The sequence below is a fragment of the Nostoc sp. genome (assembly GCF_036916735.1).
GTDB lineage: Bacteria > Cyanobacteriota > Cyanobacteriia > Cyanobacteriales > Nostocaceae > Nostoc.
This window is the reverse complement of sequence record NZ_JBALFV010000120.1, coordinates 25,440-47,881: the sequence shown is the minus strand read 5'-3', so window position 1 is coordinate 47,881 and position 22,442 is coordinate 25,440. Positions and strand designations below refer to the sequence as shown.

General features: G+C 41.2%; 18 protein-coding genes and 1 pseudogene. 8 read left to right on the top strand and 11 right to left on the bottom strand.

From position 1 onward, the window contains the following. The first annotated feature begins 258 nt into the window (after nucleotides 1–258). Nucleotides 259–435, top strand: a complete 177-nt coding sequence (locus V7L20_RS29350) for a hypothetical protein (protein WP_334747455.1) — start codon at nucleotides 259–261, stop codon at nucleotides 433–435. Between the two features lie 149 nt (nucleotides 436–584). Here the strand turns inward: V7L20_RS29350 and V7L20_RS29345 are convergent, their stop codons facing one another. The 4 genes and pseudogenes from V7L20_RS29345 to V7L20_RS29330 form a co-directional block, all read right to left on the bottom strand. Further along, the gene (locus tag V7L20_RS29345) at nucleotides 585–1,802 is read right to left on the bottom strand and encodes an HhoA/HhoB/HtrA family serine endopeptidase (protein ID WP_334747454.1); all 1,218 of its coding nucleotides are present in this window, start codon (nucleotides 1,800–1,802) and stop codon (nucleotides 585–587) included. Nucleotides 1,803–2,069: 267 nt separating this feature from the next. Beyond that, nucleotides 2,070–3,392 (bottom strand): D-alanyl-D-alanine carboxypeptidase, encoded by a 1,323-nt coding sequence (locus V7L20_RS29340; RefSeq protein WP_334747453.1) that lies wholly within the window; start codon nucleotides 3,390–3,392, stop codon nucleotides 2,070–2,072. Between the two features lie 447 nt (nucleotides 3,393–3,839). Then, nucleotides 3,840–4,910: an LOG family protein gene (locus V7L20_RS29335; protein ID WP_334747452.1), complete on the bottom strand. Its 1,071-nt coding sequence runs from the start codon at nucleotides 4,908–4,910 to the stop codon at nucleotides 3,840–3,842. A gap of 312 nt (nucleotides 4,911–5,222) precedes the next feature. Continuing rightward, nucleotides 5,223–5,351 (bottom strand): annotated as a pseudogene (locus tag V7L20_RS29330) (ISNCY-like element ISAtsp9 family transposase); the annotation flags it as partial. A gap of 174 nt (nucleotides 5,352–5,525) precedes the next feature. Here V7L20_RS29330 and V7L20_RS29325 point away from each other — a divergent pair. The 3 genes from V7L20_RS29325 to V7L20_RS29315 all read left to right on the top strand — a co-directional run bounded on the left by V7L20_RS29325 (nucleotide 5,526) and on the right by V7L20_RS29315 (nucleotide 10,114). After that, nucleotides 5,526–6,248 (top strand): cyanoexosortase B system-associated protein, encoded by a 723-nt coding sequence (locus V7L20_RS29325; RefSeq protein WP_334747451.1) that lies wholly within the window; start codon nucleotides 5,526–5,528, stop codon nucleotides 6,246–6,248. Between the two features lie 238 nt (nucleotides 6,249–6,486). Then, complete coding sequence (locus tag V7L20_RS29320; protein WP_442943655.1) at nucleotides 6,487–7,815, top strand: polysaccharide biosynthesis/export family protein; 1,329 nt, start codon at nucleotides 6,487–6,489, stop codon at nucleotides 7,813–7,815. Between the two features lie 124 nt (nucleotides 7,816–7,939). Next, entirely contained in the window at nucleotides 7,940–10,114 is a 2,175-nt protein-coding gene (locus V7L20_RS29315) for a GumC family protein (RefSeq protein ID WP_334747449.1), read from the top strand. 158 nt (nucleotides 10,115–10,272) lie between these two features. Here the strand turns inward: V7L20_RS29315 and V7L20_RS29310 are convergent, their stop codons facing one another. The 3 genes from V7L20_RS29310 to V7L20_RS29300 form a co-directional block, all read right to left on the bottom strand. Further along, the gene (locus V7L20_RS29310; RefSeq protein WP_334747448.1) at nucleotides 10,273–10,944 is read right to left on the bottom strand and encodes a rhomboid family intramembrane serine protease; all 672 of its coding nucleotides are present in this window, start codon (nucleotides 10,942–10,944) and stop codon (nucleotides 10,273–10,275) included. 227 nt (nucleotides 10,945–11,171) lie between these two features. Further along, nucleotides 11,172–11,888 (bottom strand): rhomboid family intramembrane serine protease, encoded by a 717-nt coding sequence (locus V7L20_RS29305; RefSeq protein ID WP_334747447.1) that lies wholly within the window; start codon nucleotides 11,886–11,888, stop codon nucleotides 11,172–11,174. Between the two features lie 212 nt (nucleotides 11,889–12,100). Beyond that, the gene (locus V7L20_RS29300; protein WP_334747446.1) at nucleotides 12,101–12,580 is read right to left on the bottom strand and encodes an MEKHLA domain-containing protein; all 480 of its coding nucleotides are present in this window, start codon (nucleotides 12,578–12,580) and stop codon (nucleotides 12,101–12,103) included. A 121-nt stretch (nucleotides 12,581–12,701) separates the two neighbouring features. On the opposite strand from V7L20_RS29300, the gene V7L20_RS29295 reads away from it, so the two are divergent. Beyond that, nucleotides 12,702–13,316, top strand: coding sequence for a tetratricopeptide repeat protein (locus V7L20_RS29295; protein ID WP_334747445.1), 615 nt, complete (start codon nucleotides 12,702–12,704; stop codon nucleotides 13,314–13,316). A 416-nt stretch (nucleotides 13,317–13,732) separates the two neighbouring features. On the opposite strand, the gene crtB is transcribed toward V7L20_RS29295, so the two are convergent. Together crtB and V7L20_RS29285 are read right to left on the bottom strand one after the other, a co-directional pair. Continuing rightward, nucleotides 13,733–14,623, bottom strand: a complete 891-nt coding sequence (gene crtB, locus V7L20_RS29290) for a cyanoexosortase B (RefSeq protein ID WP_334747444.1) — start codon at nucleotides 14,621–14,623, stop codon at nucleotides 13,733–13,735. Nucleotides 14,624–14,754: 131 nt separating this feature from the next. Continuing rightward, nucleotides 14,755–15,930, bottom strand: coding sequence for a DegT/DnrJ/EryC1/StrS family aminotransferase (locus V7L20_RS29285; RefSeq protein WP_334747443.1), 1,176 nt, complete (start codon nucleotides 15,928–15,930; stop codon nucleotides 14,755–14,757). A 550-nt stretch (nucleotides 15,931–16,480) separates the two neighbouring features. Here V7L20_RS29285 and V7L20_RS29280 point away from each other — a divergent pair. Then, the gene (locus V7L20_RS29280) at nucleotides 16,481–18,034 is read left to right on the top strand and encodes a GAF domain-containing sensor histidine kinase (protein WP_334747442.1); all 1,554 of its coding nucleotides are present in this window, start codon (nucleotides 16,481–16,483) and stop codon (nucleotides 18,032–18,034) included. 269 nt (nucleotides 18,035–18,303) lie between these two features. Next, on the top strand, nucleotides 18,304–19,722 hold the full coding sequence (locus V7L20_RS29275; RefSeq protein WP_334747441.1) for an IctB family putative bicarbonate transporter: 1,419 nt from the start codon (nucleotides 18,304–18,306) through the stop codon (nucleotides 19,720–19,722). Nucleotides 19,723–19,874: 152 nt separating this feature from the next. On the opposite strand, the gene V7L20_RS29270 is transcribed toward V7L20_RS29275, so the two are convergent. Then, nucleotides 19,875–19,982, bottom strand: a complete 108-nt coding sequence (locus V7L20_RS29270; RefSeq protein ID WP_334747440.1) for a hypothetical protein — start codon at nucleotides 19,980–19,982, stop codon at nucleotides 19,875–19,877. A gap of 399 nt (nucleotides 19,983–20,381) precedes the next feature. Beyond that, on the bottom strand, nucleotides 20,382–20,849 hold the full coding sequence (gene smpB, locus V7L20_RS29265; protein WP_109012199.1) for an SsrA-binding protein SmpB: 468 nt from the start codon (nucleotides 20,847–20,849) through the stop codon (nucleotides 20,382–20,384). A gap of 815 nt (nucleotides 20,850–21,664) precedes the next feature. Here smpB and V7L20_RS29260 point away from each other — a divergent pair. Beyond that, nucleotides 21,665–22,348: a response regulator transcription factor gene (locus V7L20_RS29260; protein ID WP_334747439.1), complete on the top strand. Its 684-nt coding sequence runs from the start codon at nucleotides 21,665–21,667 to the stop codon at nucleotides 22,346–22,348. Nucleotides 22,349–22,442: the final 94 nt, after the last annotated feature.

The window sequence follows — 22,442 nt, the reverse complement described above, 5'->3', positions numbered from 1 at the left end:
CGTCGGGACAGATGCATGATGAAGTCCCTTAACTGTGCCGTTATATAACTAAGCGGATCTCGTTTTTATATAAAACCTATTCAGGGCACAGCATTGCTGTACCCCTACTATTCCATACTCTTGAGCTGATGCGCGTCTAAATTGTACATTGCAATCGTTAATATTGTCCTTTGAAACACAAATGACTAATACTTCGGCTTACCTTGGTTTACTTCGACTACGCCCAACTCTACCAGAGGCTGCGCCCTAAGCGTAGCTATGCCGCAGGCTTTACAACTACGCCCCTCGGCTTTGCCCTTCTCTTCTTGGCTGCGCCCTAAGCGTAGCTATGCCGCAGGCTTTACGACTACGCCCTTCGACTACCAAGAGGACAAGCTCAGGACAAGCGAGCGTACAAGTCGCTCGGTACAAGTCGGCACAAGTCGCGGTTCCTGAGCGTAGTCGAAGGGCAGTACAAGTGACAAATGACTAATGACAACCCTTTCCTGAAGGAGACGCTCTTGCTAGCTTGCTTCTCCAGAGGGGTACACGAGTAAATATCCAATTTTATTTGCGTAACAGCTTCAAATCGGCTATATGCACCTCTAAGAAGAAGCATTTTGCAACTCGGCTGTACGGACTGAAAGCTGCTGTGTCTGATTACCTCGTTGCACTTTCACCTGTAATACTTGACCAAGACGACTGTCTTCCACAACGTTTTGCAATTGTTCAGCACTAGTAATAGCTTTACCATCAACTTGAAGAATTACATCCCCGCGTCGGATACCCGCAGATGCTGCTGGAGAATTGGGGACAACTCGCATTACAAAAACACCATTAATTTCTGGTATCTGAATAGGAGAGTTGGGATCGGTGTTATTTTGCTTGGCAAGTTCGGGTGTCAAAGTTAGCATTTGCACGCCCAAATAGGGGTGAGCAACTTTGCCATCACGTTGCAATTGTCCTGCGATCGCTTTAGCTTTATCAATAGGAATGGCAAACCCAATACCCATCGCGTCAGGACGAATAGCTGTGTTAATGCCAATTACTTCACCTTGCCCATTCAATAGTGGTCCGCCAGAGTTACCAGGGTTAATAGCAGCGTCTGTCTGAATAAAATCTAAACGTTTGTCATTAATTCCGACTTGGGCGCTGGAACGTTTGAGGGTACTGACAATTCCCAAGGTAACAGTGTTATCAAATCCCAAAGGATTACCAACTGCGATCGCCCAGTCTCCTACTTGTACACCATTAGAAGAACCCAAGGGCGCGACTGGTAAATCGCTACCAGTATTAATCTTGACTACTGCCAAATCTGTAACTTCATCAATACCTTGAACTTTCCCTTCAAAGGTGCGGCCATCTTTGAGTCGGACTGTTACTTTATCAGCCTTATCGACCACATGAGCATTAGTCATAACTAACCCGCTCTTGTCAATAATGAAACCTGAGCCTAAACCCCGTAACTGCTGCTCAGGAGGCATCTGTTGAGAGAAACCGTCACCAAAAAACCGACGGAAAAAGGGGTCTTCCATAAATGGATCAACCCGACGAGTAATTGTGCGCTCAGTATCAATGCGAACAACTGCTGAACCAACACGATTTACTGCTGCTGTCACAAAGCTACTGCTACTGATCGCACCAGTGGCTGGTGATTGCCGTTGGGCAATCAGTTGTGGAGTCTCAACAGTTAATGGGGGTGCTGGTTCGGCTTGGGAAGGCAACACTTGCAATGTGCTAACGGTTAGCAGAACTCCTAGCGCGATTGCTAAAACATGAGTACTGAGTTGGCGTAAAGACCTGGGTAATTTGAGAAATTGCATAATCACAACCTGATTTATAAGCTTAATTGTTGCTTAGTCGTGACAAATCTATTTACAGTTATTTTTACTTTAGGTTTCGCCTGCTCTCCTCAAAAATGGGGTTAGAGCATTTTGCGAACTACCTGTAATCAACTTAATGGAAAATTTAACCCAAAAGCTATTATGGACATTCACCCTTTACAAGTTCGGTTTTTACCCATTAATAAAACTTTTGGATTCCAAATAAGACAGGCTTACTTTCTGTTTTAACCGTAAATTATAGATTGACTAACTTTTAAATAAAATTTCATTTCGACTGTCTGCACCTAGCTGGGGTAAAGAGTTGATGGCTGAGTGGGGAGTGAGGGCAACAGGAACGGTTAGAGGTAGTTGTAATTGTTTTACAACACTTTGCAACAGTTGGTCTTGTCCAGTCCGCAAACCCCAGACATTTGTTCCTCGGTTGATAATAGCAAACCAAACCAAACCGCGATCGCGTGTGGGCATCACTCCAGCTAAAGCGCTAACATCTCGGAGAGTGCCAGTTTTGATCACAGTAGCAAGGGGAATGTGTCTGGTGTGTAGTGTCCCCCGATGATCAAATCCAGACATGGGAAACAAGTCAGCTAGATTTAGTTGATGGACAGATGCCTCACGTTGAATAGCCATCAGCATGGCACAAACAGCCCTCGGGGAAATGCGATTTTCCGGCCCCAATCCAGAACCATTGATTAACTGAATTTCTACTTGTGGCACTCTGGCAAGATTAGCAGCAGTTGACTGCACTACAGCTGCTCCTCCCACTGACTCTGCCAGCATCTCTGCCATATCGTTGTTACTGTAAACATTCATTTCTTTGAGCAGTTGCTTCAAAGGCAATGAGCGATGACGTAGTAACAAAATCTGTCGAGGGTTTGGTTGTGCTTCAACTTTCACCGCACCAGCAATGACAACTTGAGGCTTGGGCGTTCCCTTGGGCATAATTGAGTGTGTATAAATAGCGGGGCGGCCCCAAGTCGCGCGATTTAATGTTTGCTTGAGCATCAGACCCGCCAGCATCGGCTGACGTTGGAAATTCATGGCAAACCTGCCATTAATGATCAAATTTCCCTTTACCTGTTTGATGCCCATTTTATTGAGAGTATTACCAAGAGCGATCGCTTCTTCCCAAACAAACATCGGATCGCCACCACCAGTAATCACCAAATCGCCCTGTACAACCCCATTTACCACTGGTCCACTAGCACTGACTAAAGTATCAAATTGGTAGTCTGGTCCCCAAGTTTTCAAAGCAACTAGTGAAGTAGCAATTTTGGTTAAAGAGGCAGCTGGCAGAGGTGTTGTACCTTGGTGATTTGCCATCAGCATCGGCCCCGACTGCATCCAAATTCCCTGACTCTGGGCCAGATTTTGCGCTATCAGTTTCGATGTTATTAGCTGTTTCAGATATTCCTGCACTGTAGTAGCCCCAGTTGGATTAGGATCAGGCGCAAGAACCAAGCCAGGGCTACTTTGCCAAGTCAAAGCATCTAAGGCATCTAGAGGTTTTATTTGTACCCCGGCCATCTCTAGCCACAGCGACACCAAACCTGAACCCAGTAATTCCAGCATCTTTTATTCCTCTGTTAAGATGTGACACAGTGTTTACTGTGCTAATATACAAGCTTTTTTACAAGAATCAGTATTGAGTCATAATAACTGCTGTTTCTTTTATCTGTAAGTAGGGTGAATCATATTGTTTTCGCGGCTCCTTTAACAATCCCAAAATGCCTATCCTCATGAAGATAGCTGCATGAGAATAAAAAATCTCTAGCTAAGGCAATGATATGAATTAGTTATAAGAAAACTTTATAGACAGTTATGAAGTAATCGCATCTTATCAAAATAATTTGTAATTTTTAATTGAATTAGTTAAGGATTTTTACCCCAACTAATTATAAAGCAGCAATTCTAGAATTTAATACAGGACTCAAATCCAAAAATTACATTAGCACAGCACGAATGAGTCCGAAAATATAATTACTAATTACGAATTATAAATGACGAATTAGTTAATACTTACTTTCTTTCTGGATGCGCTGCATCCTCTGGTGAAGGAGTACCCATCTGGTTAATTGTGGCAATCATCTGATACAAGCGCCCCAAGTCGCGTTGATTGAAGTACAAAATGAGTCGGGGTAGTTCAACAGTTTCATCTTGTGCTTCTTGAGGTAATGCCTGACTTTTTTCAATCCGTCCTTGAATAATAATGTCGTTAAAATTAGCATTGAGTTGCTCTACCTGAGCTTCTGATATATCTGTCTTCAGACGGATGACTAACTTTCCACCTACATATCGAGAGGAGTGATAAACCTGGTAAAAACGCGTAATGGCATCACAAGCCACATCCACGTTATCTGTCACCGTGTAAAGACTAGGGTCTTCAGGACTGACAAGACCATTTTGGACTAGTTGTTTATTAACATATTTGCTCCAAGACCGCCAGTAATCACCACCAGGGCGATCAATTAAAACTAGAGGTACAGGGCCAAATTTACCATTCTGGCTTAATGTCATGCATTCAAAAGCTTCATCTTGAGTGCCGAAGCCTCCTGGAAACAAGGCTACAGCATCACTTTCTTTAAGGAGAAACAGCTTGCGGGTAAAGAAATATTTGAAGTTAACTAGCTTGGGATCACCTTCTATAAAAGGGTTCGCTTCCTGTTCAAAGGGTAACTGAATGTTTAATCCAAAGGAATTTTCTCGCCCAGCCCCTTCGTGACCCGCCTGCATGATTCCACCGCCACCGCCGGTCATCACCATAAATCCTAATTGAGAAACAGCGCGAGCAAACTCAACGGCCATTTGGTACTCTGGTGTATCTGACGCTAGACGAGCAGAACCGAAGACGGTGATTTTGCGAACGTGTCGGTAATCATAGAAAAGCTGGAAACCGCGCTCCATATCTGCTAATGCAGCCGACAAGATTTTCCAATCGAGACGCTCTATTTCGGTATCAGCTAGACGAACAATAGTCGCAAGTGCTTGCTGAATAAATTGCCGATTTTTTAATGTCGGTAAGCGAGTAATCAATTCAGCGATATCCGCCTGTAAAGACTCTAATGTGTCAAACGACGCAGATGAGGTCATGAGAACTGCTGCAACAATGGCACTATATTTTACGTGAACTACTCACACTCTAGCAAGCGGGATATACCCTTCTGATGTACAGTCAGCATAAAGATACAGAATTAAGATCCGTAAGTCATCAAAGAAAGTCTTGCGTGCTGCTAAATACTGGTGGATAAATTACGGCTTATGTGAGTTGAAGCCTGAAACAACGTAATCTCGTTCAGAAGACTAGAGTTGACAATTTTAATAAGGCTGAAACCTTTGATATTGCTTGAGACTTTTTAATTCACATAAGGCGTAAATTGGTATTTTTCATATTTCTTTAATGTCAACAAATTCTGGGAGCAAGGAAATAACCAAGGGATTGCCAGGACAAACAATTACTGGTGTCACCACTGTATGAAAATACTGGGTTGTTCTGTTCCTAAAAGTTTTGTTCGAACATTGTGGGCAGTGAATTTAATTGGACATAAGGACAATTATTCTGCTAACCAGAATTGCTAATCATTAGTCGTTAATCATGTTTCCCCTGCTTCCCCTGCTTCACCTGCTTTTCTCTACTAATAAATATTACTGAACTCATAGTGTGATTTTATGAAGTAAAATTTTGCCTAAGTATCATAAATTTTATTGATGATTTACTTCTCCAAGTTTTTTAAGGAAAACCAATTGAGTCAGGTCGCAGTACTTTTGTTATTGCTACTGTTGTTGGCAATAGGAGGGGTTCCCGGATATCTAACAGGACACTGGCAATGGAAACAGCCGCCACCTGTTACCACCCTCAAGAAGTTAAAACAGATCCGCCATGCTGGGTTACCCCTTCCTGGTTGGCAAACTATTGAACAAGCAGAACAGCAAATTGGCGAGCATGAATGGTCTTTGCAGGTACTAAAAAAAGAAGGTTCCGAATCCCAGGCAATCTTGCTTTTGCTGCCGCAAAATGGACCTATGGATCAGCCAGAGGTAGAGTGGACAGACGTTAACGGCTGGGGAAGATCGCGCTGGGGAAAGTGGGATATAGCTCAATATCGTTCTGCTGAATTTACTGTCAAACCCCTTGCAAAGTTGACATCTAAAGTTGAAACAAAAGTAAAAGCTAGGTTCTTTCGCGCCGTCACACCACAGCAGACATTCGCTGTCTTGCAATGGTACGCTATGCCAGATGGCGGAAATCCATCACCTTTCCACTGGTTCTTCGCAGATCAATTGGCCCAGTGGCGTAAGCAACGCACTCCTTGGGTAGGCGTAAGTATTCTGATTCCAATGGAACCTTTGGGGCAGGTAGAAACATCTTGGCCTTTAGCACAGTCTATTGGAGAAACAGTGCAAGCTAAATTGATGGCAGACCCTTTGTAGAGTCTGTTACAGATGCATTTATGTAGAGATTTTTCAGTTGTATCTTTACAATTACGTTCAGGTTAAAAATATGAAGTTATAAATTAAAATTGGTAAAATTTTTCTACTTTTTTTTGGTAAAATACTCGCAGATAAAAGAGACATTTAGGACATTTTCAGAGTATAATTACCAGTCGGCGCGACTAATTTTTATCTCAGTTTTCCTGCACCGATGTTCATAGATCCAAGTTTTTATCATATGCGTGCATTCAGCGCCCTGTGTTTTGTTAGTCTTCAAGTAGGAGTTTTCTTAACAACACCTATCCAATTTGTTGTTGCCCAGCCTTTTCCATTTCAAGGACAATCACCAAGGCAACCCCCTTCGCCTGTGCCAGGTACTGAGGTTATACCTCCAGGTGCAAATAACGAAATTTCCCCCCAACTCAGCCGCTATCTCTTGGGGCCAGGAGATACAATTGGCGTTGTGCTTCAGCGTCCTCCTGGGCCGTACCGCTTAGGAATAGGAGATGGAATTAGCGTTTCGGTGCAGCGCTTTCCAGATTTGAGCTTTCAAGCTTTAATCAACCCAGAAGGTAACATTGTGGTGCCGCTACTAGGAAAAGTTTCCTTACAAGGTTTGACTTTGGAAGAAGCTCAAGAAAAAATTCGCTTGGGTTTAAATCGTTATGTGGTTGATCCAGTAATAGTTTTAGCCTTGGCAACGCAGCGTCAAGACTTAAGTTTTCAAGCTGCAATTAGTCCAGAAGGCAACATCGTAGTGCCACAAGTGGGAACGGTGTCATTACAAGGCTTAACTTTAGAAGAAGCTCAAGAAAAAATTCGCTTAGGTTTAAGTAGCATTTTACCCGATCCAATCGTAGTAGTATCCTTACTAGGGACGCGACCAGTTCAAGTTACCGTTAGCGGGGAAATATTTCGACCAGGAATTTATCCAATTAATTCATCAACACCCCGCGTTGCTGATGTCTTGCTAGCATCTGGTGGTTCAACTTTGAATGCAGACCTGCGACAAGTGCAAGTACGCCGGAAGTTAATTGATGGTTCTGTGATTTCACAAACTATTGATTTATATGCAACACTGCAAAATGGCGGTTCAATTCCTAATTTACGCTTACAAGACGGAGATGCAATACTCATTCCCCGTCGTGAAGTTGGTAATAATGACGATTATGACCGCAATTTAGTAGCACGTTCATCCTTAGCTACACCACAGATTAGAGTCCGCGTTTTAAACTATGCTGCAGGAGGTCTTTCCATTCAAGCACTACCTAACGGGAGTACCTTTGTAGATGCTTTGGGTGGAGTAAATCTCGACACTGCTAATCTACGAGATATCGCTCTGGTTCGTTTTGATCCTGAACGAGGTAAAGCTGTTACCCAGAAACTTGATGCAAAAAAAGCTCTAGGAGGCGATGCGTCTCAAAATGTAGCCCTTCAAGATAATGATGTTCTTGTTGTTGGTCGGAACCTCATCGGTAAAATTACTAATTTCTTAACTACCATTACTCAACCCTTCTTTAATGTCCAGTCCTTTCTCCGATTTTTTGACGACTTCGGTGGCAGGTAAAATTAATTACTCTTACCTCTTCACTGATTGTTACCGGATGTGAAAAAGGAGGAGATGAGGGTGACAAATATAAAGCTGATAACTGATAACTGATAACTAATAACTGATTCTATCTGCCCCTGCCATGACTCCACCAATTGTTAAACGCTATCTTATTGCTTTTGAAAAATACAAGTGGATTGGACTAGCTAGTTTTGGTTTAGTTGTAGTGGGGTCAACGGTGGTGGCTATGCAGCCAGAGCCATCTCCTAACTACATAGCATCTGCCGCACTTACCTATGCTGGTCCACCAGTTTCTTTCTCTGCAACTGGTAGTCAAATCCAACAACAAGGAAAAGAACTAAATGAGGATGTTTTATTATCAAACCAGATAATTGCGACTGTGGCAGAGAAAGTAGATATCAAACCGAAACAACTCGGTTCAAATATTGTCCTTTCTTTACCTAAAAAAAATCCCAAGACTGGAGAATTAGAAACGAGTACCTTTGAACTGAAATATGTAGATAATGATCCCAAACGAGCCATAGAGGTCTTGACTGAATTGATGCAATCAATGATTAAGTTGAGTAGTGACATCAATACTGGGCGATTACAAGCAATTATTGAAAAGATTAATGAGCGCTTACCACAAGCTAAACGGGAATTGCAATTTGCCGAAAAGAAATTGGAACAGTACGATCGCATAGAGCGAACGGCAATTTTAGCAGCGGAGAATGGTAGCTTGTTAAGCGCTATTACTGCCAGCCAAAATCTCCAACGGCAAATTCAATTAACTATTTCTGGGGTTAATGGTCAAGTTAATAGTTTACAAAATAAGTTAGGCTTAACAGTCGGACAGGCTTATATTTCTTCTGCTTTGAGTGCCGATCCAATTATTGGTAACTTGCGATCGCAAATTTATCAAAGTGAGTCGCAAATCGCCCTACTCAGAAAAGATTTGCGACCAGAACACCCAACGATGGTTCAGTTACAGCGTCAGAAACAAGCTGCTGAGGAATTGTTGCAACAACGAGCTAGGGAGGTATTAGGTGGTGATGGAACGGCGGCTCCGCTTCAGGGTAGCGTTGCTGGGATTCGCGCCCAAAGTAGCTTAGATCCAGCCCGCCAGCAGTTGGCAAACCAAATGGTGGCTTTGCAAACCCAACGCGAGACACTACAACAACAACTAGCTCAAGAAATCCAACAAGAAGCGCGACTACGGCGAGAGTATTCTTTGATACCCAATAAGCAATTAGAGCGATCACGTTTAGAACAAGAGGTTGGACTTAAAAAAGCCATCTATGACCAAATGGAGGCAAAGCTAACCGATGCTAAAACCGCAGAGGCAGAAACTACCAGCAGCCTCAGTATTGCCAGACGCCCTACAGCAGTTGCGGACATCAAACCTCCTAAGAGTGTACCTATTACCCTTGCTGTGGGTGGTTTATTAGGTGTGTTGATTGGTGGCGGAGTGATATTCTTGTTAGGAGCGCTGGAAGGTACTTTCAAAACCAGGGAGGATATTCGCGAGAGCCTTAAGCAACGGGAAGTGGCACTGTTGGGAGAATTGCCTTTAATGCCAGTTGATGATTTGCCTCAAGATGCAGTGCCTGTGGTACTTTCTGCTGATTCTCCTTATTTAGAATTTTATGAGAAAGTCCGTAGTAATCTGCGTCGGATTGGTGGTAAAGCCTTAAAGGTGGTGTTGATTACTAGCACCAGTAGCCTAGAGGGTAAAACGGCAAGTGCATATAACTTGGGTATAGCTTCAGCTCGTGCTGGTAAAAGAACCTTGATTATCGAAACCGATTTGCGATCGCCTTCTCGTTGTACATCCCTAAATATAATTCCTGACCCCGACGCCACTATTGAACCCTTGCGTTATTACGCTAATTTAAGTGAATGTATTCGTTTAGTTCCTAATGTAGAGAATTTATACATCATACCTAGCCCTGGCCCTGTGCGGCAATCCGCCGCTATTCTTGAATCTAGTGAAATGCGGCGGCTGATGGAGGACGTGCGCGAACGATTTGACATGGTTATTTTAGATACTGGTTCCCTCAGTATCTCCAATGACCCTTTGTTAATCCAACCCTACAGCGATGGCATGGTACTTGTGGCACGACCACATTATACACAAGAGAATATGTTAGGTGAAGCTATTGATCAATTAGTTGAATCGGAATTAGGGTTGTTGGGAGTAATTATCAATGGCGCTGATATTATTGTTTCTTTACCTGAACAAGTCGTAAAATCATCAAGATTTACATCTGAGGCAGAAGAATCAGAAGAACTTTCAGCAGGTGCCAACAAAAACTAATAATTTTTCAAATAGGGAAATTTCAACGCAGAGTATCGCATTAGCGAAGCGGTAGCCACGTTAGGAATGTCAGCGTCTTGCAGAGAAGGTAACGCAGAGGATACGCAAAGGACTGGTAGCTAGCAATTGTTTCGTTAATGATTTAGGAAATTTTGTACTTAGTCCTGCCTAAACAATCCAAATACGGGAGCGAGAATTATTCCAAAAGCAAAACCACCAATGTGGGCCCAGTAGGCAACTCCACCAGTTTCCACACTCATGTTAGCGGCTGTTTGCAAGGTAGCAAGACCGGAAATTACATTTTGCACAATAAAAAGTCCAATTATTATTAGTGCTGGCACTCTAATTGTGGTGATGAAAAACCCCAAAAATACTAAAGTCATGACTCTAGCTTGGGGAAAGCGGATAATATAAGCACCTAAAACACCAGAAATTGCACCACTTGCTCCCAAGGAAGGAATTTCCGAATTCATGCCAATAAACCATTGACACAAGGCAGCTAAAGCACCACATGCCAAATAAAACATCAGATATTTGGCATGACCCAATCGATCTTCAATATTATTGCCAAAAATCCAGAGAAACACCATATTCGAGATTAAGTGCCACCAACCGCCGTGTAAAAATTGCGATGTAAGTAATGTTATCCATTCTCCACTCCAATTGGTGGTTAACTGTTGAGGTATTACTGCATACTGACTTAAAAACTGATTCAATTGTGCATTTGGCAGGCTCACCTCGTGAAGAAAAACTAAAATATTCATGCCAATTAACCCGTAGGTGAAATACGGGGTAATTCGCGTCGGATTTTCGTCATAGAGGGGAAACACAGATGTTTTTCCTAAATTATTGGCTAATTGCAATATACAGCAGAATTCAGAATTCAGGAGTAAAACACGCTTTATACCTGGGTAACAGATGAATCGTTATGTACCTTGTACCTCACCAACTTGAAATCTGCTGTAACTTGTAAGGCTAGCAGTTGCGAAGCTTAAACAATTTCACCTATTTAATTAATTAGCCTGATTGAAAGCCCTAATGATATCTTGAAGAATTACTAATACCAAGCTTTTTCCTGTGATTTATCGTTAAACAAACCTAGCAGTGGGCCGAGAATTGCGCCAAAGATAAATCCGCCTGCATGGGCCCAATAGGCAATACCGCCGCTTTCCATACCGATGTTGGTACGTGTTTGCAGACTAGCCAGCCCGTAGAAGGCTTGTTCGAGAAACCAAAATCCTAAAAAGAAATATGCCGGAACGCGGAAAGTTGGGAAGAAAAACCCTAAAGGCACTATGCCAAGAACTTCGGCGTTGGGAAAGCGGAGAATGTATGCTCCTAAAACGCCTGCGATCGCGCCACTTGCACCCAAGGAAGGAATGCTAGAATCTTGAGCGAAGAACCACTGGGTCAAGGATGCCAAAACACCACAAGATAAATAGAACAGTAAATATTTAGCATGACCTAATTTATCTTCAACGTTATTACCAAAAATCCAGAGAAACAACATATTACCTGCTAAGTGCAAGAAACCACCGTGTAAAAATTGTGAGGTAATTAAAGTTGCCCACTCTGGCACTGGTTGATGTAAAGAGACACCACCAAAGCTTAAAGTCAGTTCTCGTGGAACTACAGCTGCAAGGTGTAAAAATCCATTTAATGCTTGGGGGGGAAGACTTGCTTCATAAAGAAAAGCGAGGACATTAGCAGCAATCAGCCCATAAGTTACATAAGGCGTGATTTTTGTCGGATTATTATCTCTAATAGGTACCACGGGCGTTTTTTCCTGAATTTTAAGATATCAGTTACACAATACTGAATAATTTAAGTAGTTTCTTCTACCTCGTGGATGGATCTGACTTTGAGATTTAAGATTTATAGTAGGACTTAGGCAAAGGAAACTGCACTCTTTGAATAGCGCTATTAAGATTGGTTAGCAAAATTGCAAGCAAGAGCAATTAATCCAAAAAGTCTGTGATGCAGTAGTTATGTAATAAATTTCCACGTAGAGAAGAAAGCAGCTTGACCGTAGTACTGATTTTGCTCATCTAAAACGTTCCATAGGATAGTATCTTCTATGTAAAAACGTTTACCATTGCTAGAAGTGCGGATACCGCAATAGTTGGTGATAAAGCCTTTAGTTGTTGCTTCTGCTAAGAGGCGATCGCGTTCTTCCTGCACTACTTCTTCAGCTGATCTTCGGGAAGGCATTTTAGTAAATTCCTCCCAAGAAAGCTCCCATAGTTCCAACGCTTTACGATTACCATAGTTAAAAATTGGGTCTGACTCTGTACCGTGAGAAACTAAGACAAATGGTGCCTCAAATAGCGCCTGTGCTGTTTCAAGCGGTGAACCATTGCCATCCAGCAAAGAATTTCTCATCCAATGCTGAAAACTATTTATTAGATATTGACTATGGAGAATAATTGCCTCTTGCTGCCAAGGAAACTCAATCACGCTGATCATAAAAAAATAGAAATATAACACCAAGGATTTAGTATGACAAAACTTGACTCATTTTAGGGATTGACGAGTTCTCCCCAAGCCTGAAAACATTCTATTTAATGCAGATTAGCTAAACAAACTCATGTTGTTTTCAAATTCTTTGGAAAATCAACTCCAGCGCTGGAATGAAACCATTCGCAATCAGCCGAAAAACTCTAATGCTTACATTCGTCGAGGCATGGTTAACTTTCAACTAGCCAAGATTGATGAATCTATTCAAGATTTTGACATAGCAGAGCAATTAGATGCCCGTATTAAACCCTACCTCTGGCAACGTGGATTATCGTATTATTATGCAGAAAGATTTGCTGAAGGCGCTGAACAATTTGAAATAGATTTGACAGTGAATGCCCAAGATGTAGAAGAAACAGTATGGCGATATCTCTGCATAGCTCGTTCGTTAGGTATTGAAGAGGCGCATCATTCTTTACTAACTGTAAAAAATGACCCTCGGCGTGTTATGCAACGCGTATATGATTTGTATGCGGGAGATTGTACAGCAGATGATGTTTTAACTGTTGGTCAATCAGAAGGGATAAAGGGAAATTTTTACAGTCATCTTTACTTAGGATTATATTACGAAGCCGAAAATAATCTTGATTTGGCTCAAGAATATATAGTTAAAGCTGCTAATAATTACAAAATTGATGATTATATGTGGTATTTAGCACAGGTACATAAGAAGCTACGAGGTTGAATTGAGATTTTTATTAGATAAACTATTAGTTGTTTGCAAATAATGTGTTCTCAATTCGGGCGTTGTTTACAAGTCGCTGGAGCTATTAATTGGTTCTGATACTTTCCAATTTTTAATTGTTCTATCAATGCTATAGTAATCCTAAATGAGTAGTGAAAATATAGATAAGGAAACGAACCGCCTTTTATATGAGAGGCTTTTGCATAATACTCACCCTGCTGCTTTTACTTAAACCAAATTCATGAGTCATACCCAATTCCCAATCTTTCTTTGTTTGTCCTGTTTTTAAATGCCAGATATTAATAAAAAATCCTTGTAATACAGATCCCAATAACAAATTACGGTGTTATTTTAGTCTGCGATCGCAAAATAAGATGGATGATGTTATTTAAGGTTGTAGCATTGCTGAGTAATAACTAATGACTTTCCCCTTCTTGTTGAGTTTCTGGTACTGAATAGCTATTAATCCAATTCAGTAAAGGCACTAATGACACCAACATACAAGCAGAGTAGAGGTCACCACCCCAACCCTCATGCAGCCATTTAAAAGCCGCTTCTTGACCTGTGCCGTGAAAGAAAGTCAGTAAAGTATTACGAATGATATTGGCACAAGTACTAACGATCGCAGCAAGAGATAAAAACGTTATAACTGTGCGGCGTGAAGACAAAGTGTCTGTCCAATAAAGCAGCATCAAGCCGACGTAGACAGTAGTAAACAACATTTTTAACCCTGCACAATAGGGAGCAACTTCTACAATCCGTCCTCCCACATAGAGATTTGTCTCATCTACGGTTACGTTCATACCAAATTGATTCAGTATAAAGCCTGCTGTACCAGCGATGAAGCTTTGGAGAGGCAAGGTATAAGGAGCAATAAGATAGGGTACTGCCGTTGGGGTTGCCAAAAATACTAGTAGCAAGGGAAATCCTTGTAATCGCAAACCCGCTATTCCCTTAAACCACAAGCATAATCCTGCTAGTATAACGGGCAAGGAAAGGTTAACCCACTCCGTAACACCGCTAAGATAAAACACTGCCCCGAATAACAATAAAACAGGCCCTAAAGGATGGATGGTATCTGGTAAACGTTTCCACTTTTTCCGGTTCATCCAGCCCAGATAAGCCGCAAATGGTAAACCAATAATCCCGTGGCTGAAATATTCGTGTTCTGTACTAATATTTTTATTCAGCCAACCATCTAACCAATGTAGCAATATGGGAGCATAAAGCAGCAGCAAAACGCCTAAAATAGCTAGATTTAATAAGCCTGAGACGTTTCTGTTTTTAATCTGTTGCGGGAGTACCATGATTTTCAGTAATTCAAAAACTCTCAGTGTTCAAGGGGAATGGGGAATAGGGAATGGGGAGTGGGGAATGGGGAACCCCATGAATAAATTTAGTTGCTCTGTACTAAGTACAAGTATTCCTCATTCCCGTATTACCCTACTCCCTCTTTGAGTTTATCTGTTTTAGAAGTTGAAACTGCATGAGCGATCGCAGCTACAACTTCTTTGACTTGGCTACTGCTCAAGCCAGGATACATGGGTAATGATAATATTTCTTTTGACAGTTTTTCTGTTTGGGGAAAATCTCCAGGCTGATAGCCTAAGTTGGTGAATGCTGGTTGGAAATGACAAGGAATTGGGTAGTGAATGCCAGTTTGAATACCTACTGCTGTGAGTTTTTCTTGGAGTTGCTGGCGTTCTATAGCGCAAGAATCATCAACTCTAATGACATAAAGATGATACACATGCCCTGTATCACTTTGGTTTTCCATAGGGATAATACCAGCAGTTGCCAAGGGCGCTAGTTCGCGATCATACTGCTGTCCAATAGTCAAGCGTTCGCTATTCCATTGTGGCAAATATGGTAATTTTTGGTGCAAGACTGCTGCTTGTAAAGTATCCAAGCGGCTATTTGTACCTGATTCAGTATGAAAATACTTTTGCGATGCACCATAATTTCGCAAGCGCATCATCTTCTGGGCTACATCTGAATCTCGTGTTAGCAGCATTCCTCCATCCCCAAATGCTCCCAAATTCTTGCTGGGATAGAAACTAAAAGCTGCTGCTATTCCAACTGAACCGGCGTGATATCCGTCTCTTTCGGCGAGGTGTGCTTGTGCCGCATCTTCAAAAATTAGTAGTTTGTAGGTATCGGCAAAGTTCAATAGTTCACTTGGTGATACCATTTGACCATAGAGATGCACAGGGATAATTGCTCTGGTATGAGGCGTAATTGCCTTTGCTGCTTTTTTTAAGTCAATTAAAGCAGTTTGGCGATCGCAATCTACTAAAATTGGCTTCGCGCCAGTTCGTTGTACCCCAATCAAGGTTGCTATAAAAGTGTTTGCTGGTAAAATTACTTCATCACCAGCACCAATATTACACGCTTGCAATCCGAGAGCGATCGCATCTGTTCCTGATGCAACACCAACTCCATAAGCTGCCCCAGACGCTGCTGCAAATGCTGCTTCAAAATCTGAGACTGCTTGCCCTAAAATAAAATCTCCCTGTTCCAATACAGATTGGATTGCATGTTGCAATTGCGTTTGAATTGGTTCGTGTTGAAATTTCAGGTTTACAAAAGGAACTCTAATGGTCATTTTATTCATTATCAATTGTCCTCAAAAAAATATTTCCCTATATGGAAAAAATAAACAAGCCTGCACAATTTTCAGCATAAAATTGTAATAGATTTAATCTATTGGATCGAGACTTATATAAACTATCTAGGATTGTCAGCTATTAATGCTAACTACTTAAGTAAAAATTAACATAAATATTACATAAATTTAATTTTTATAAGTAGATTTACTTTAAAAATACCTTGATAATTTTTGCTTCTGTACATAAATAATTACAGTCCTTTGGTATTGTATCCTTAGCATTAGCTTACCCTGCCTGAATCCAAAACTAACGCAGTCTGCCTGTAAAATCCCAAGCAATAAAGGTTACACCATTGCTAAATAAAGTAAATTCAGTACCAGTAACTAGCAAGTTGTGGATACCGCGTAGCCGACTTAATATAAGGGATAAAAAATTTTTGCCCCAAATTTGTTTGTCAGAGCCAAAATTAGGGAATGCTTAAAATAGCAATTGATAACCCAGAAATAGGGCCTATATCAATTACAGTATCGAGAAATTATTAAGGTAGCAGTGGCAATGATAGAGCCTGAAAATAAATTATTTGCCCTAAAGGATGGTTGGGACTCTGATGAATCAAGAGAACAACAACGCCTCAAAGCTTTGTCAGATTTAGGTTTGCGGCAACCAGAGACAATTCCGGTTTTTGAAGAAGCCACACAAACTGCTGCCCACTTTTTGGAAGCACCAATTTCCATATTGGGATTTGTGGATCAAGAACGCCACTGGTTTAAATCGGCGGTGGGCCTATCTAGGCTAGGGCTAATGAATAATTTGGCACAAAGCCGCCAACTGTCACCTCAGGAATCCTTTTGCACTAAAGTAGTAGAAACTTTTCAACTATTTGTAATTAATGATACACATAACCTAAAAGACCCAGTACTTGCTAGCAGCAAGTTAGTACAGGATTATGGTATTCGTGCTTACTTAGGAGCGCCACTGATTGATGCTGAGGGGCATTGTTTGGGTGCGTTAGCGGTAATGGATTTAGTGCCGCGTAATTTTACAAACCGAGATATTGAGTTTTTACAAATCATAGCTCGTTGGAGCATGAGTGAATTTGAACGTAACCGACTCCTGCAACGGAGACTCGAATCAAACACTCCCGCGATCGCTCCAATATTTTCAATCAATGACGAACGGAATACTGAAATTAAAATCACCCCAGCCACTACAGATAGCGGCTCTGTTTCTACCAAAGAACTGAAACTAGAACTTTTAGATCAGCTAACTCAAGAGTTACGCACGCCTTTAACATCTGTACTTGGTATGGCTAGTGTTTTAGGACGTGAAATTTATGGACCTTTGACGACTAAGCAGAGAGAATATTTAGAAATTATTCAACATAGTGGTAGGTACTTACTTTCCTTAGTAAACGAAATTACCGAACTAGGAGCTATGGATGAAAATTCAAATGTGTTAAATATAGCTCCTGTGGATATCGAAATGCTGTGTCAACAAGCTATCAATACCCTTGAAGAAGCGGCTAATCGCCGCGAACAAGATATCCGCCTCTCTATAGAACCAGGACGCAATCGCATTTGGCCTTTAGATAAAGACAAGGTGCGGCAAATGCTCTATCACCTGGTTTTCAGTGTGATTCAACTTTCGGCTACAGGTAGCATTGTTCGTATTCATGTTTCTTACAAGGAAGATACGCTCAACATTACTATTTGGGTTTCCCATCCTTGGCTAGGGGACGGTATTACTGAAGTTGATCCCTATTTCCGTCTCAATTCTTTGTCGCTGCTGGAGCTAACAGGTGAGGTAGTAACTTACAATAATCATGCACAAAGCCAGGAGCAAGGAGATATTTCATCAGTAGCAGTAGACAATTCCAAAAACTTGAGTGAGAATCACTCAAATTTCTTTGCTGCTAGTTCAGGTATAAATTTAGCTAAATCACATGGACATATGTCTCGTGAAAGTTTGGGTCTGTTGCTAAGTTGTCAACTGGCAGAATTGCATAGTGGACAAATTTTGATTCAAGGTTCACCAGAATCAGGATATCGTTATGTGCTTTGTTTGCCACTGCAACTGGCGACTTCTTCACAAACAATTAGCGATGTCTAATTACATTTAGTAGGAAACAGGTTACAGGTTACAGGTAATAAAGAAATATAAATTAATGGTTTGTTATGTACTAACTAGGTGAAGGTTAATCAATGGCTATCTTCACTTAGGATTAGCTGAAGTGCTTTAGATTACAGGTAGTGACTGATCGCTATGAGTAAGAGCATCATCACTATACTGCAATTTCCGTTATTACCTTTTTATAGCCATAGGCATTATGATCAATTCCAAGTTCTGCGTCGGCAGGCTAATTGATCGCAATGTTTTTTATGAATTTAGTCTGGCAACGATTTACTTTATCATCTTTACCGCTCAAAGAATACCTTGCTACTAGTTACGTACACCGTTTTCTGGTAGGACTGTTAAGCTCTTGGCGGCAAACCAGCGTCTTGATTCAGTCGGGAGATGCAATAGCAACTGCTTTACTCAGTTTAGTATATGCGCTTGCACCTTTTGCTTCGAGTACATTGGTAGGCTTGTTGCTAGGAGCTTGTGTAGCATTTTGGCTGTTGTTGACTTTATCTGATGAAGCAACACCAGCAAATGTCTCCTCAATCACTCCTATTCACCTGCTGGTATTGCTCTACTGGGGGGTTGCCGCAATCGCAACGGCATTGTCACCAGTGAAAAAGGCGGCACTTAACGACTTGGGAACGTTAACCTTGTATTTGCTGCTATTTGCCCTTTGTGCCAGGATACTGAGGTCGCCTCGCCTCCGCTCTTGGATTATCGTCCTTTACCTGCACGTATCTTTAATTGTCAGTGTATATGGGTTGCGGCAATGGTTTTTTGGAGCCACAGCACTGGCAACTTGGGTTGATCCAGAATCTCCCCTTTCTAAAACTACCAGAGTCTACAGTTATTTAGGCAATCCCAACTTATTGGCTGGATACCTCTTACCAGCAGTAATTTTTAGCTTAGTCGCAATTTTTGCATGGCAAAGCTGGATCAAAAAAGCTCTAGCATTAACAATGTTAATTGTCAATACTGCCTGCTTGATCCTCACTTTTAGTCGTGGCGGTTGGATTGGACTAGTGGTGGCAATTTTGGCTGTGATGGCATTGCTAGTTTATTGGAAAAGCGTGGAAATGCCTCGTTTTTGGCGTACCTGGTCGCTACCGATTGTCTTGGGAGGTTTGATCAGCATATTGTTGCTAGCAGTGATATTTGTAGAGCCAGTGCGCCTACGAGTGTTTAGTATTTTTGCTGACCGTCAAGATAGCAGTAATAATTTTCGCCGAAATGTGTGGGATGCTGTTTTCGAGATGATTCGCGATCGTCCGATTTTCGGCATTGGCCCTGGACACAACTCTTTTAATCAAGTTTATCCTCTTTATCAACGCCCTCGTTACACTGCTTTGAGTGCCTATTCAATTTTGTTTGAAGTGACTCTAGAAACTGGCTTTGTTGGTTTAGCCTGCTTTCTCTGGCTAATAATTGTCACATTTAATACAGCATTTTTACAAGTGCGACGACTGCGACGATTGAGAAGTGTAGAGGGATTTTGGTTAATTGGAGCAATCGCTATTTTGTTGGGGATGCTAGCTCATGGCACAGTAGATACTGTTTGGTATCGTCCTGAAGTTAATACCCTCTGGTGGCTCATAGTGGCTTTAATTGCTAGCTATTGGACACTTTTAGCTCCAAATCAGACAAATTCATCTAACTTAGAACCAACAGTAAACTAATATGATTAAGTTGTCAGTTGTTTTTCTACTGAACAACTGACAACTGAGTAAATTTTGAATAGTTAAAAAGGCCAAAATTAAAACCTTTTGACTTTTGACACTTCGACTTTGCTCAGTGTTAACTTTTGACTTTTGCCTTCTGCCTTGCGGTACTAGTCTCTGTAGGTAGTGGTACTTGGAGCATTAGGGTCGCGGTAAGTAGTGGGTTCATTCCCACTCTTTTTACCACCTAAACCAGCCAAACCAGCTAGACCAATCAATCCTAGCCAACCCCAATCAAAATCGTTGCGATCATTATTGTAAGTGGTCGTTCCTGAACCAGTATTGGCTTTGGGGTCACTTGTCGTTTGAGCTTGTGCGGATAGAGTTAAAGGTAAATTCCCATACTCAAGGTAAGAATGCCAGCAACAATAGCTCTAATGAAATTACTTTTCATAAGTTTTGACAATTCCTTATGCCATCCGAAGTTACTCACCACTCTATCGATTCCAAACTTTAAGAAAATCAATCTGCGGCTATAAACTAGAAATTTTTATAACTCACGCTGTGGACATAAGTAAGTGGGTTAAATTAAACTATAAAACCTCACCCTGCCTCCCCTACTCATCCAAGTGATTGATTATTTTTTTATTTGTCAGTCCCCTATGCGACTCTGACGCTCAATAGTTTTTCATTGCGCGTTGAATGTCACGCTGGTCTTGGCGTCGTTTCAGGTCTTCTCGCTTATCGTGGAGCTTTTTACCTTTGCCAAGGGCTATACTCACTTTTACCCAGCCGCGTTTGAGATACATTTTTAAAGGGATTAAAGTTAAACCCTGCTGTTCTACTGTGCCAATTAGCTTGCGGAGTTCTTTGCGATGCAACAGCAGCTTGCGTGTACGCCGTGGTTCATGATTAAAATATTGTCCACTGGCGTTATAAGGCGAGATATGAACATTGATCAACCATGCTTCACCATTGCGAAGCAAAGCATAGCCATCTTTGAGATTGACTTTACCTGCACGAATCGACTTAACCTCGGTTCCTGTCAACTCAATTCCAGCTTCGTAAGTTTCTAGAATTTCATACAAATAACGGGCTTGGCGGTTGTCGCTAATAACTTTGTAACTGTCGCTCTTGTCGCTCATTGATAACTTGGTGTGCTTGAAATGTACCTAAAAAATTATTTGGATTGGCTTGTTAATTATAGGCTGTATCTTAAAACCGTTATAAATTCTGAACTGTATATCACTAATTTAGCTTTTATCAGTTCAAAATTAAGAGTTTTCTGGCAACTTTAAGTTATATGATACCGATTATCTGTGAGCTAAGTAAGACTTGAGGCTTAAGCCCAAAGTCTTACCTAGTTTGATTTTGTGTAGTTTTACAAAAAATTGGTATGATGCCAATAATCATTAGTGATTAGCTAAAAATTAATTACAAAGGGCAAAAATAAAAGATATTTATCCATACTTAGCTTTTAGTAAATTATTTATTAAGTTAATATTAATTTACACTATGCTATTATTTACTGCGATTTATTGATGAGTTGTTACAAACTACAAAGCTCTCGATGCCTCCCAAACAGAGCGAGTCAAAGGTGAGTTACACTCTTTAACCCTTTTTAAGGATTTAATATTTTCTTTATAAATCATCGCTAAATACATTATTAGGTGGTAATCCTGTCATGGTATGAAACATAAGAACACTATTATCCCTCTTTTGTCACTTTCGGCAGAGAATAATCTGTAACTCTTGCCCAGACAAGATTTTGCCTATAGAACTTTGTTTGGTTGTTTCTATTAGTTTGTGATCGCTAATCTTCTCACTAAATCTAGGTTTCATTATTTAGCTTCAATTTTTATTTCCCCAGAGTGACAAAAGAGGGATTATTGTCTGTGTTCAATGATGAAGTGCGTAAAAGCAAATTTCTGAATAAAAAAATGCTAGGGGTGTATTGTCCATGCCCTTGATGATCCTTGTAGTGGATGATGATTTGGGCACTCGCCTGTCTGTTAGTGACTATCTTGAACTGTCTGGCTACTCGGTGATTATGGCTAATGACGGTCAGGAGGCTTTGGTTATGGTGGATGAGTATCATCCAGATTTAATTGTCACGGATATTGTGATGCCACAGATGAATGGCTACGAACTTGTGCGCCGAGTGCGTCAACAACCAATGTTTCGGTTATTACCTGTAATTTTATTAACAGCCCGAACTAAGACCCAGGAAAGAATTTTGGGTTACCAGTCAGGGTGTGATTTATACTTACCCAAGCCATTTGAACTGGAAGAGTTAGCAGCAGCAATCCGCAATCTTTTGGAGCGATCGCAAATTATTCAATCGGAGTATCGGTTTTCTCAAAAAGAGAGTTTGGGTCTTTCCGCCTCGACAAAAGCGGTGGATACCCATAATTCTTTGTCTACTCAAATTCAGAAATCCCACTTACACTCATCCCTAACTCATAGAGAACAGGAAGTCTTAGAGTTATTGACTCATGGTCTTTCTAATGCCGAAATGGGTCATCAGCTACACTTGAGTCCTCGCACAGTAGAAAAGTATGTTAGCAGTTTATTGAGAAAAACCTCAACCAGCAACCGAGCGGAATTAGTGCGTTTTGCGATAAAGCATGGTTTGGTGGAATGAAAAAAGTTAGGAGTACAGACGCGATTAATCGCGTCTGTGCAGAAGTGAGGAATTAAATCAGTCAACAGTAAACAGTTATCAGTTACTAAAGTAG

Excerpts from the sequence above, each read along its gene's own strand:
- smpB (WP_109012199.1), bottom strand. The coding sequence starts at position 20,849 with ATGAGCGACAAGAGCGACAGTTACAAAGTTATTAGCGACAACCGCCAA.
- V7L20_RS29260 (WP_334747439.1), top strand. The coding sequence starts at position 21,665 with ATGCCCTTGATGATCCTTGTAGTGGATGATGATTTGGGCACTCGCCTG.
- V7L20_RS29280 (WP_334747442.1), top strand. The coding sequence starts at position 16,481 with ATGATAGAGCCTGAAAATAAATTATTTGCCCTAAAGGATGGTTGGGAC.
- V7L20_RS29340 (WP_334747453.1), bottom strand. The coding sequence starts at position 3,392 with ATGCTGGAATTACTGGGTTCAGGTTTGGTGTCGCTGTGGCTAGAGATG.
- V7L20_RS29350 (WP_334747455.1), top strand. The coding sequence starts at position 259 with ATGCCGCAGGCTTTACAACTACGCCCCTCGGCTTTGCCCTTCTCTTCT.
- V7L20_RS29345 (WP_334747454.1), bottom strand. The coding sequence starts at position 1,802 with ATGCAATTTCTCAAATTACCCAGGTCTTTACGCCAACTCAGTACTCAT.
- V7L20_RS29335 (WP_334747452.1), bottom strand. The coding sequence starts at position 4,910 with ATGACCTCATCTGCGTCGTTTGACACATTAGAGTCTTTACAGGCGGAT.
- V7L20_RS29295 (WP_334747445.1), top strand. The coding sequence starts at position 12,702 with ATGTTGTTTTCAAATTCTTTGGAAAATCAACTCCAGCGCTGGAATGAA.
- crtB (WP_334747444.1), bottom strand. The coding sequence starts at position 14,623 with ATGGTACTCCCGCAACAGATTAAAAACAGAAACGTCTCAGGCTTATTA.
- V7L20_RS29320 (WP_442943655.1), top strand. The coding sequence starts at position 6,487 with ATGCGTGCATTCAGCGCCCTGTGTTTTGTTAGTCTTCAAGTAGGAGTT.
- V7L20_RS29325 (WP_334747451.1), top strand. The coding sequence starts at position 5,526 with ATGATTTACTTCTCCAAGTTTTTTAAGGAAAACCAATTGAGTCAGGTC.
- V7L20_RS29300 (WP_334747446.1), bottom strand. The coding sequence starts at position 12,580 with ATGATCAGCGTGATTGAGTTTCCTTGGCAGCAAGAGGCAATTATTCTC.
- V7L20_RS29285 (WP_334747443.1), bottom strand. The coding sequence starts at position 15,930 with ATGAATAAAATGACCATTAGAGTTCCTTTTGTAAACCTGAAATTTCAA.
- V7L20_RS29315 (WP_334747449.1), top strand. The coding sequence starts at position 7,940 with ATGACTCCACCAATTGTTAAACGCTATCTTATTGCTTTTGAAAAATAC.
- V7L20_RS29275 (WP_334747441.1), top strand. The coding sequence starts at position 18,304 with ATGAATTTAGTCTGGCAACGATTTACTTTATCATCTTTACCGCTCAAA.